This is a genomic window from Marinobacter sp., from assembly GCF_035268745.1.
Lineage (GTDB): Bacteria > Pseudomonadota > Gammaproteobacteria > Pseudomonadales > Oleiphilaceae > Marinobacter.
The window spans coordinates 1-10,457 of record NZ_DATFKH010000123.1; the positions used below are offsets into that span (position 1 = coordinate 1).

The 10,457-nt window shown below is 59.9% G+C and carries 10 protein-coding genes; 4 read left to right on the forward strand and 6 right to left on the reverse strand.

All coding sequences use genetic code 11. The features are described 5' to 3' along the window. Window positions 1-29: 29 nt before the first annotated feature. Window positions 30-695 (forward strand): haloacid dehalogenase type II, encoded by a 666-nt coding sequence (locus VJ956_RS10070; RefSeq protein ID WP_324084389.1) that lies wholly within the window; start codon window positions 30-32, stop codon window positions 693-695. A gap of 28 nt (window positions 696-723) precedes the next feature. Here the strand turns inward: VJ956_RS10070 and VJ956_RS10075 are convergent, their stop codons facing one another. Further along, the gene (locus VJ956_RS10075; protein WP_324084391.1) at window positions 724-897 is read right to left on the reverse strand and encodes a hypothetical protein; all 174 of its coding nucleotides are present in this window, start codon (window positions 895-897) and stop codon (window positions 724-726) included. Window positions 898-993: 96 nt separating this feature from the next. Between VJ956_RS10075 and VJ956_RS10080 the strand changes: the two genes are divergently transcribed. Continuing rightward, window positions 994-1,341, forward strand: coding sequence for a c-type cytochrome (locus VJ956_RS10080; protein WP_324084393.1), 348 nt, complete (start codon window positions 994-996; stop codon window positions 1,339-1,341). 40 nt (window positions 1,342-1,381) lie between these two features. On the opposite strand, the gene VJ956_RS10085 is transcribed toward VJ956_RS10080, so the two are convergent. The 5 genes from VJ956_RS10085 to VJ956_RS10105 form a co-directional block, all read right to left on the reverse strand. Then, window positions 1,382-2,707, reverse strand: a complete 1,326-nt coding sequence (locus tag VJ956_RS10085) for a tetratricopeptide repeat protein (RefSeq protein WP_324084396.1) — start codon at window positions 2,705-2,707, stop codon at window positions 1,382-1,384. A gap of 153 nt (window positions 2,708-2,860) precedes the next feature. Continuing rightward, entirely contained in the window at window positions 2,861-5,098 is a 2,238-nt protein-coding gene (locus VJ956_RS10090; protein ID WP_324084398.1) for a glycosyltransferase family 2 protein, read from the reverse strand. Between the two features lie 571 nt (window positions 5,099-5,669). Beyond that, entirely contained in the window at window positions 5,670-6,428 is a 759-nt protein-coding gene (locus VJ956_RS10095; RefSeq protein WP_324084400.1) for a TIGR01458 family HAD-type hydrolase, read from the reverse strand. A gap of 57 nt (window positions 6,429-6,485) precedes the next feature. Next, window positions 6,486-8,198, reverse strand: coding sequence for a DNA polymerase/3'-5' exonuclease PolX (polX, locus tag VJ956_RS10100; protein WP_324084407.1), 1,713 nt, complete (start codon window positions 8,196-8,198; stop codon window positions 6,486-6,488). A gap of 145 nt (window positions 8,199-8,343) precedes the next feature. Next, a complete protein-coding gene (locus VJ956_RS10105) occupies window positions 8,344-8,862 on the reverse strand; it encodes a DUF4399 domain-containing protein (RefSeq protein ID WP_324084401.1) in 519 nt (172 codons plus the stop codon). 309 nt (window positions 8,863-9,171) lie between these two features. On the opposite strand from VJ956_RS10105, the gene VJ956_RS10110 reads away from it, so the two are divergent. Both VJ956_RS10110 and VJ956_RS10115 read left to right on the forward strand, forming a co-directional pair. Beyond that, on the forward strand, window positions 9,172-9,918 hold the full coding sequence (locus VJ956_RS10110; RefSeq protein WP_324084403.1) for a substrate-binding periplasmic protein: 747 nt from the start codon (window positions 9,172-9,174) through the stop codon (window positions 9,916-9,918). A 118-nt stretch (window positions 9,919-10,036) separates the two neighbouring features. Beyond that, on the forward strand, window positions 10,037-10,457 hold a 421-nt coding region (locus VJ956_RS10115), incomplete at its 3' end, for an aldo/keto reductase (RefSeq protein WP_324084405.1).

Below are 10,457 nucleotides of genomic sequence, written 5' to 3' on the forward strand. Positions count from 1 at the left end.
AAACACTGCGACCGAGGAGGGCTCCCGACATGGCTAACCGACCAAGCGTAGTTCTATTCGATGTCCTTGAGACCCTGATTGATCTTGATCCTCTGGCGGCCCGGCTGGAGGAGGTTGGTCAGCCAGCGAGCATTCTGGAGCCCTGGTTCCTGCGTTTTCAACGCGACGCCATGGCACTGACCCTGGCCGGAGACAAGGCACCTTTTGAAGCGGTCGCGCAGGAATCACTGCGCACGGAAACCAAACAAACGCTCAGTGAACAGGATATCGAGTACGTAGTGGAGGGGTTTTCCACGCTGCCCGCCTTCGACGACGCCGCGCCGGCGCTGAAGAAAATCTCTGAGGCGGGTGTGGCTGTCGGATGCCTTACCGTCGACACTCCTGAGAAAACACGTAGTTTCCTGGAAGGGGCAGGGCTTGACGGATTCGTTGATCATATCATCACGGCACAGGATGCCGGCGTCTGGAAGCCTCATCCGGACATCTATCATTTCGCGGCAAAACATCTGGGTATGCCGATTGAGCGCCTGGCTCTGGTCGCCGTACATGCCTGGGATTGCCATGGTGCGAAACGGGCCGGTGCCCAGGCGGCCTGGTGCTCGCGCCTTGAACACGAGCCCGGAGATGTCTTTCTGGGCGCCGACGTCACCGGTAACAGTCTCGTTGAGGTTGCAGACAAACTGATGTCGCTGTAATGGAAGCGGGTCCTTGTCCGGTCGATATTCAGGCGGTAAGCAGGGTCCAGACAAAGACCATCCGGGCGCCAAAGCTGATGAAAAATGACAGGGTGCGAACCAGGGGCACCTTGAATGTTAAAGCCACTGCGTCCCCTGATCCGCGCACGCCAATACGGTTAACGATATAGGGTATCCAGAGTACTTTTGTATGGTCGTCCATCTTGATCTATGTTTCAGGGTGAGGCATCCGAGTTGACCAAAACAGCTTATGGTCATCTCACCTGAATCAACTTAGATGATCAGAGGCGGATTGGCGATGAATTCCAGAATCATACCCACCATCCTGGCAAGCGTGTTTTGCCTTGGAACCGGGTCAGCATCCGCTGACTCGAGCGGCATAAACACGACCCGGCTGGCCGAGGAGAAAAAGTGCACTGCCTGTCACGGGATAAGTGAAACCGGAGCGTTGGCAATAGCGCCCTCATTTCTGAGCATTGCCCAAAGATATCCGATGGAGGAATCTGACCGGCTGGTCAATGTTGTGCTGACTGGCGGAGAAGGTCACTGGGGCAACGCCGAGATGCCTGAAATGGGTGCTCACACTGACGTCAGCCGTAACGAGGCCGAAAAGCTCGTGAACTGGATTTTAGCAATGGACCAGTAACACCGGAACCGTAAATCTGTACGGGTTTTCGGTCAGGCTGCTAGAGGCGAAATACCAGGTTGAGCGTACCCATCCAGTAGCTGAATCCTTCCGGGGTACGCAAATCGAAGTTTCCTCCCTCAACCTCCGTTTGCAGCACCAGGTGGCGCCCCAGGTCGACCTCCAGGCGGGCACTGCCGTCCGCGATGAACTGTTCAACTGGCTCTCCGAAGCGCGAGAATCGCTGTTGCCCGGCGTAGAGTTCAACGCCGCCACGTAATCGGGGAAGAAAGAGGGTCGCGAAGAGCATGATCCGGTCGGCTTCCAGACGGTCGGGGTCGAAATACCCGCTGCCACTCTGGCGGTCGAAGGTCAGGTGGTTTCGCCGATAGCCAAGTCGCACACCGGGGTCGCGAAGGCGCAGCACCACCTGGGGGGTAAGCTCGACCTCGGTCGAGTCGTTGTCGTCCGAATACCGCGTACGCGTGAGATTCCCTGCCAGCTGCAGCCGGTCGCTGAAGGCATAGCCCGACCCCAGCTCCATCTCGCTAAGGCGGATGCGATTGGTCAGTAGGGTCGGCGTCTCGTTGAAGACATTTCGTTCCAGCCGCAGCCGGTAGTCCAGGTTGTCAAAGTGCCCCAAGGCATTCAGCCGACCCACTGGATAGCCATCGATCTGATCGTCGCGGATTTCCGTGGCACCCAGGGCGGCACTTGCGGTCAGCCAGTCCGTCACCCGTGCCTCCGCGCCCAGCAGGGCACTGTGTGCGTCACTGCTCTTTTGATCATCATTCGTCTCTACCAGCTCGAGCAACAGGTTCAGCCGCACATCACCCAGCGGCTGCTCAAACGCTGCCCGGGACTCGTTGCGCCGGGAACCGGCACTGTCGCGGTAGCGGGTGCCACCCACCAGCAGGCTCGGCGCGCTGCGCCGATGCAGCCGCCGCACCAGCGCCTGGCGCTCCGCTGTTACCCTTTCAAACTCCTCGAAGGTCTTCCACGACCGCTGCAGGTCAAACTCGTCGAGTGTGGTTCGTGCCCGTTGCAGGTAGCCCGCCGCGACCAGGGCATTGCCGTAAGCCAGCCGGGCCTGTGCGGAGGGGTGGTGGCGCAGATAGCGACGATAGACTGGCAGGGCAGTGGCGAAGTCGCCGCGCCAGGCAGCCGCGTCCGCCCTCGCCCGCAGCGCTTCCGGGTGCACGGGGTCCCGTGCCAGCACACGCTCGGCCTGGTCGCCGGCTTCTACCAGGGCGCCAGACCAGGACAGCAACTGGGCGAGCAGTGCCCGCGCCTCCAGGTCATCGGGATGCTGCTCAAGCTGGTCGCGCAGCATTCTGATCGCCGCCGCCTGGCGTCCCTCGGAAATCGCCTGGTATGCCGCGTCCATGGCCGCCGTCGGAGCCGCCAGCAGCGGGGCGCTGAACGAGCAGACCAGAACCGCACCCAGCACGACCGCAGCGAGGCGTCTGAGCGCGCCGCCGCAAAGATGTCTGCTCGCTTCAGTGAAACCCGCTGCCATTGTGTCCTCGAGACCTTGCCCTCATGCTGACTGCTTTTCCCGCTCGGCTGGATACGACTGTACCATGGCCGGAAGGTGGCAAGACGTCGGGAACTGTTTCCGGCGCCTCGCGGTCTCGTCGTCCGTTCGTGACTTAGACGCTGCCTCAGCAGCAGTTGCGGGCCCTTGCCTGCGGGCTCCGAAATATCGGCCAATGGCCAGGCCCGCCGTCATGTCCTCGAGACTCTCACGCAAGCCGATGAAGACCACGAGCCCATAGGCCAGCATTGCGGCGTTGGCCGCGGCGAAGATGCCGTGCGCCCAGCGCCCGGCCGCGAAATCGAAACCCGCGGCCACCAGCCACTGCGCCAGGATCAGGTAGATAGCGGCCACATACAGCGGTGCCGCCGCCGTGCGTCCGGTTACCTTGGGGGTGCGCCCGAAGGGAATCTTGGCCTTGGTCCAGGCCTGCTGGATCGACTTGGCTACGCCACCGAGATTGACGGGAATCATTACCAGATTCAGCGCATAGACGCGCAGGATGTCGCTGGCGCGGTAGCCGAGCTTGACCATGTCGCGGGTGTAGAGCGCGAAGTAGGGCAGCGCCGTCAACGGCAGCCAGAGACTCTGGACGGCATCGGTAAGCGGCACGGCAAGGATGATCAGTAGTCCGGCATTGACCAGGGCGATGGAGACCAGGTAGTGGATGCGCATGAAAGCCTGGGGCAGTCGTTGCAGGCGTCCGGGTCCCCGGGCGAGGAAACGCAGCAGTTTCGGCAGAATGATCAGCCCGCCGTTTGCCCAGCGACGACGCTGGATCATCAGCGAGCCGAAGTCGGGCGGGGTGGCGCTGTAGGCAAGCCGGGCCGGGTAGTTGTAAAGAGTCCAGCCACGCTCCACCAGGTCGATGCTCGATTCGGTGTCCTCGATGACGGTGCGGTCCTGAATATAGCGGCTGACAGTATGCCCCCGCTCCTCGTCGTGCTGGACAATGGCTTCCAGGGCACTCTTGCGCAGCAGCGCATTGGCACCGACCCAGAATGTCGACTGCCAGCCGGTGAAGCCCTGGTGGATGATGTACTGGATATCGGTAGTGGCCCCGGCAATGCGCTCAAGGGTTCCGGGTGCGCCGGGAACGGCGCTGTAGGGGGTCTGGATCACCGCCAGTCGCTCGTTGCCGGGGCGACGCATTTCGTGCATCAGGCGCAGAGCGTAGTCCGGCAGGATCAGGCTGTCGGCATCCAGGGTGATCAGGAAGTCAGCGTCGGGCACCTCCAGATCGCAGTTTTCGCGCCGCGCCGGTACCAGCCACTGTTTTCCGGGCTCACCAACCCGACGCCACGCCTTGCCAATCAGGCCGATGTAGCTGTTGAGGTTCATCGCTTTGTTCGGCTCGTGGGAGAGGTTTTCGTAGCGCTTGCGCTCAAAGCTCGTGACTTCGACGCTGAAAAGCCCCAGCAACCGGCGATACTCGCGGCGGGCGGCTGTCACGACGTCCTGGTCGGAACCATGGACCAGGCTCGTCAATGCCTGCGCGCGCTGCTGCAGGGCATCGGCCTGGGCGGCAAGCACGCGCTCGCAGAACAGCTCGTCGGCATGATCCTGTCGCGGCCAGCTTTCCTCCTGGGCGCGGAACCACTGGCTTGCCTCATGGTAGCAGGCCTGCAGGCGGCGACACTCCTCGACCTCGTCGAGTTCCTCGGTAGCGCGACGCTGAAAGGCCTCCAGCGCCTCGCGAAAGTGCCGGGCCGTAGTCTCGAACTGCGCCTCGACCTTTGCCGGCAGGGCACGCGCGGCCTCGAGCTGGCGGGCATCCTCGGCATCCGTGGGCGCGTGCGGGTCATCAATGAGCAGCACGATGCGACGGTTGGGGTATTCCTGAAGGGCGGCGGACATCAGGGTGGTGTAAACCACCCGCGTGTCCTCCTTGTAGGAGGGAACGAGAATGGTCAGGGGCGGTGATGCGCCATCGAAGGCGCATTCCAGCGCCTCGCGCGAGACCGGTTGATGGCGCTGCGCGCGCCGCAGGCAGGAAAGTCGGGCAAACTGGTAAACCAGTCCGCCGTAGATAAGCACGGCAATGATGAAGGCGAACAGGCCATGCATCGCCACGCTGCCCCACTTCTGGGCCGCGGCATCGGCCGCCAGCACCGTCATCAATTCCTGGCCCGCCATGAAGGCGGCGGTAAGGGTGAAAATTACACCCCCCAGCGTGAGCAGGACCTCTCCCTGCCCTCGGGTGCCGGAACCAGGCCTCATCGAATTGTCCGTCAACATCATCTCCCCCTCACAGGTTGCTCAATGGTGACTCCCGGTAACGAGCGCCGCGGAGTCACCTTGAAAATGCCTCACCTTCAAAAATTTTTATTATGTATTGTATGAAGACACGTATTTGGTTCAGTTTTTAACCTGAACGAAAGGACAGTAAGCACCTGTCCCAGGCCCTGTCCAGGTCTTGCAAAAATAAAATAAAAGTTTTTAAATCAATAATATAAGTTCATACACTTGTTGCGAATGGCGACACGCGCATCAGTCACACCGTTTGTTATGCCGAATAATGCTACGTGTTATCTCTACACACGCCCGCTCTTGATAAACGTTCCTTTTTTTTCAATTTTTCTGGTATTGGTTCATGACAGTGGCCGGTCGTTTACTGTCGACAAACCGGCTTCAAGATGTGTAGCAGCGCGGTGTGCTGAACCGTTGATAGCGGAAACCGGGACAGATTAATCTTGCTAGAGGGGATGTTTTGGCGGGTCCGCGCTGTACGAATAAAGGATGGTCCGTATCGCGGAGGGTCGCTAAGGCACGTTGTCGCCAGCCTTTGCTGGCAAATTTAAAACGCCTTGCGTCAACTCAGTTCTGCGATCACTGCGGCGATATCGTCGAAAACTCCGGCGTCAAGCTCTTCGGCCCGATCGCTGTCGGCGTCCTGGTACTTGCCGGTTTTCACCAGCGCCGCCTCAAGTCCGGCCTGGCGGGCACCGCCAATATCCGCTTCCACATCGTCGCCAATCATCAGGCAATCACCGGGCGCTAATCCCATGCTGTCACAGGCCTCATGGAACATGGCCTGGCCGGGCTTGCCGATAATGGTCGCCTCCACCCCGGCGGCATATTCCAGGGCACGAATGAAGGGGCCTGCATCCAGGTGCAGGCCGTCGGACTTCTTGAAATACCGGTTCATGCCTACCGCCAGCAGGGGCGCACCCTCCATCAGCAAGCCGAAGGCCTGATCCAGTCGCTGATAATCGAAAAGCTCACCTGCGTCACAGACCACCACCGCATCGGCGGCGGTAAGCGAAGCCGGCTCAAACTCACCTTCAATGTCCGGATCCACCAGTAGCCAGGGCTTCAGATTACGGGCTTTCAGGTGGCGTGCCACGGCGACCGGTGCCGTCAGCACCTCGGCCTCGCTGGCCTCGAAACCCAGGTTCCGGAGTTTGTCCAGTACGGCGCTGGAGGGTTTGCGGGAGGTATTGGTAAGAAAACGGATTGGCATTCCGGCCTCGCGAACCCGGGCAATGGCATCCCGGGCGCCGGTCACGGTCTCACCGTCCTCATGGAGCACACCGGAGATGTCTATACATAGTCCCCTGGGCTGTTTCATTGCGTTCTGGCCTCCTCTGGCTGGTCGGTTATGCGGGCACCCATTGGGCGAATGCGATCAGCGTACCAGTATTTTCTTTAGCTGTTTCAGGGTGCGGGTGTTGAGCAGATGTTTCTTCTCCATCCAGCCCCGCCGGGCCTGGGCTACCCCCAGATGCATGAAGCCCAGGTGGTTGGTGGCATGGGCGTCGGTGCTGACCGACCCCAGCACCCCGGCCTCTCGCAACATACTGGCGTAGCGTCCGGCCAGGTCCAGTCGGCTGGGCTGGGCGTTGAGTTCCAGGCAGCAACCGCGCTCGGCCGCCGCCTCAATGATGGCCTTCAGGTCAATCTGGTAGGCCTCACGCTTATTGATCAACCGCCCCGTGGGATGGCCCAGAATATTGAAGTGGGGGTTGTCCATGGCCCGCAGCACCCGCTCGGTCTGCTGCTTTTTCGACAGCTCGAATCTGGAGTGTATGGAGCAGACGGTAATGTCCAGCTCGTCCAGGACATCGTCAGCCAGGTCCAGCCTGCCGTCCTCCAGAATGTCTACCTCGATGCCCTTGAGCACCCGGATACCGTGCAGCTCATCATTAAGCTTGTCGATGGCTGCTATCTGTTGGCGCAGGCGCCTGGCATCCAGGCCGTTGGCCATGGTCAGGCGTTTTGAGTGATCGGTGATGGCGATGTACTCGTAGCCCAGATCTCTGGCCGCCTCGGCCATTTCCCTGAGGCTGTTGCGGCCATCGGTGGCGCTGGTGTGCATGTGCAGGTCGCCCCGGATGTCGTCCTCCTGCACCAGGTCGGGCAGGCGGTTTTCCAGGGCGGCCTCGATCTCGCCATTGTTCTCCCTTAGCTCCGGGGGGATCCAGGGCAGATTTACCTGTTCGAACACTTCCTCCTCGGTCTTGCCGGCAATACGTTTGCGGCCACGAAAGACGCCGTATTCATTGATCTTGAGTTTGGCTTTTACGGCCATTTTGCGGATGGCCACATTGTGGGCCCGGGAGCCGGTGAAATAGTGCAGGGCGGCACCAAAACTGGCCTCTCTCACTACCCTCAGGTCAACCTGCAGGCCCGACTTGAGATATACCGTGGCGCGAGTCTTTCCCTTTGAGGCGACCTTCGCCACGTCTGGATGGCTGGTGAAGCGGTCCATCACCGGCTTGCTGTCCGCACAGGCTACAACAATATCCAGGTCACCGACGGTTTCCTTGCGCCGGCGATAGCTGCCTGCCACCTCTATACTGGTGACCTCATCAAGCTCACTCAGGTACTTCACCAGCGGAGTGGCCACCTGCTCCGCCTCGCCCAGTCGGGTGCGCTGGTCCCGGTCGCCAAGCTTGCTCACTTGTTCCAGAATTTTCTTCTCGGTTTTGGCGCCGAAGCCTGAAAGCTCGCGGATTTTGCCGGCTTCCGCTGCCTCCTGCAGTTGCTTCAGTGAACTGACGCCCAGTTCGTCGTGGATGGCCCGGGTGCGTTTGGGGCCCAGCTGGTCCAGGCGCATCAGTTCGCTGAGCTGCCCGGGGACATCCTTCTGCAGTTCCTCAAGCTGGGGCAGGTCGCCGGTTTTGACCAGCTCTTCGATCTTGCCGGCAAGGTCCTCGCCAATCCCCTTGATGGCGCTCAGGTCCTCGCCGTCGGCTACCCTGTCTTCCAGCGGCCGGGATGAACCCTCCACGACACTGGCAGCGTTACGATAGGCGCGGACCCGGAAAGGATTGGCGTTCTGGATTTCCAGTAAGTCAGCCAGCTCATGAAACTTGCGGGCGATCTCTGCGTTGTGGATGGGATAGCCTCCCGGTTACCGGCTGCAGTGCTGACCGGTCATGTCAGTAGGTTCAGATTCATAATGGTTACATAAAAACGGCAGATGCGGACAATGCCGATGAAGATGCCGAATTTCCCATAAAAATAATCCTGTCCGGGGTTTCCTATTCCACTGTGATGGTGATCTTTTCCGAGATTACCGGGGGCTGATGGGGCACGTGCTTGAAGTCGGCCAACAACAGTTGCAACGTATGTTGCCCGGGTTCCAGCTCCAGCTCGGTACTGGTCTGGCCGCCGCCGAAATGAATAACCTGCTCTGTCGAAGGCAGTGGCTTATCAATAGGCGGCAGCTTCTCCTGGTCAACCAGCAGGTGGTGATGGCCGGTATCCTCTTCATCGGTGCCCGCAGGAACCACTTCCATGCCCTCGAGGCCGAATTCCACATTTACCGGGCTGGTCACTGTGGCCCCATCCGCCGGGCTTAATATGGTAACCGCGGCATCTGCGGGGGCGCTGCTGCGCGCACTGGACAGGTCCTCAGTGGCTCCCTCAGGTTCAACCCCGTACTCATTCAGCGCCGCAGGTTCGGTCTGCTCCTGGCTATCGGAACAGCCCTGCAGCACCATGCCAGCGGCGAACAGAACACCGATTGAAAAAGCCTTGACTGGAATGTCCGTGGTCAATCCTCCTTGCGCTGCTGATGGATCGCGAACGGCCGGCCCGGCAACTGGCAGAGGCTGGCCCTGATTCAGTCGTACTATTCAAAGTAGCAGAGTTTCCGGGATCTGTTGGTGAGTAAACGGCAGCGCACTCCGGTTTCACTTGTCGGGGAGTGGAAATCCGGGCGCCGGTGAGATGAAAAAAATCAGCTCATTAAGTACGATGGTCGGGTGTTCCTCGGAAAGGAAAACTGAGTGATGAAGTGGGGTGCGGGGACTAATCTATGGATTTGTTGGGCTCTGGCAGTTTCTCCGGCCTGGTCTGAACCCCGGGTGGGCCAATCGTTTACAGTTTCGATTGCTGCTCCGGCCTACTGGTGCCCCTTCGCCTGCGATGTGGCCGGATTGCAGTCGGGATTCACGGTCGATATCGCCCGCGCTGCACTGGAGTCGGAGGGACACAGAGTTGTTTATAAAAACCTGCCTTACGACCGGGCGATTGTTGAAGCAAAGAGCGGGCGTGTCGATGCCATAGTGCCAACGTTCAAGGGGGAAGCCCCCGGTTTCATTTTCCCCTCGTCGGCGGTGTCGCTGAGCGAATATTGCTTCTACGTTCCGGAGGGTGAGCCTTTTCGCTATCACGGTCTGGAATCACTCGAGAATATGCGCCTGGTGGCCACTTCAGGGTACAGCTACGGCGAAGAAATGGACGCTTATATTTCCCGTAACCGGGGTGAGAGCGTAACGCTGATAAGTGGAGAAGACGTTCCCGATCGCCTTCGCGAGCTGGTGCGGAGGGAACGCTACGATGCGCTTCTTGATGACCGGCTTCTGTTCGAGTCCGGTCAGAACAACGCTGGCCTGGTGAATGCCGGCTGCCTCGATGAACGCCACCCCGGTTACCTTGCACTCTCCCCGCAAGACGTCGAACGGTCAAACGCCATTGCGGAGGCTTTCGAACGCGGTATCGAGAATATCCAGGAGGATGGGCAACTTTGCGGGATACTGGAAAAGTACGGCCTGAGCGCCGAATTTGCGCCCGAACTGAATGGGGAAAATTGCCCGTCAGATATTCAGTGATGTTTTGTCCGGAACGGCAAGATTCTGACTTCGCGAGGCGGACCTGTTGTGATTCTGCCTTGAATCTTCAGGAAGCTGCAGTTTCTTTAATTGTTTTTACCACGTAATGGGAGGAGATATGGAAACGCGTAACTTCGGAAACACGGACATTCAGGTGACACCGGTCGGGCTCGGTACCTGGGCCATTGGTGGCTGGATGTGGGGTGGAACGGACGAGGCCCAGTCCATTGATACCATCCATAGGGCCATTGACAAGGGCATTGGTCTGATCGATACCGCGCCGGTATACGGCTTCGGACGCTCCGAGGAGATCGTGGGCAGGGCCCTCGCCAATGGCCGGCGGGACAGGATCGCTCTGGCGACCAAGGTGGCCCTGAACTGGAATGACGATCAGGACAAGGTCTGGCGGGATGCCACCGCTTCCCGGATAGAGCGTGAGATCGAGGATTCCCTGAAGCGGCTTCAGACCGACAGGATCGACATTTACCAGGTCCACTGGCCAGATCCGAAGACACCCATGGACGAAACCGCCCGGGCAC

What these genes read in the sequence shown, in the direction of transcription:
- VJ956_RS10070 (WP_324084389.1), top strand. Translation starts at nt 30, where the DNA reads ATGGCTAACCGACCAAGCGTAGTTCTATTCGATGTCCTTGAGACCCTG.
- VJ956_RS10075 (WP_324084391.1), bottom strand. Translation starts at nt 897, where the DNA reads ATGGACGACCATACAAAAGTACTCTGGATACCCTATATCGTTAACCGT.
- VJ956_RS10080 (WP_324084393.1), top strand. Translation starts at nt 994, where the DNA reads ATGAATTCCAGAATCATACCCACCATCCTGGCAAGCGTGTTTTGCCTT.
- VJ956_RS10085 (WP_324084396.1), bottom strand. Translation starts at nt 2,707, where the DNA reads ATGGACGCGGCATACCAGGCGATTTCCGAGGGACGCCAGGCGGCGGCG.
- VJ956_RS10090 (WP_324084398.1), bottom strand. Translation starts at nt 5,098, where the DNA reads ATGATGTTGACGGACAATTCGATGAGGCCTGGTTCCGGCACCCGAGGG.
- VJ956_RS10095 (WP_324084400.1), bottom strand. Translation starts at nt 6,428, where the DNA reads ATGAAACAGCCCAGGGGACTATGTATAGACATCTCCGGTGTGCTCCAT.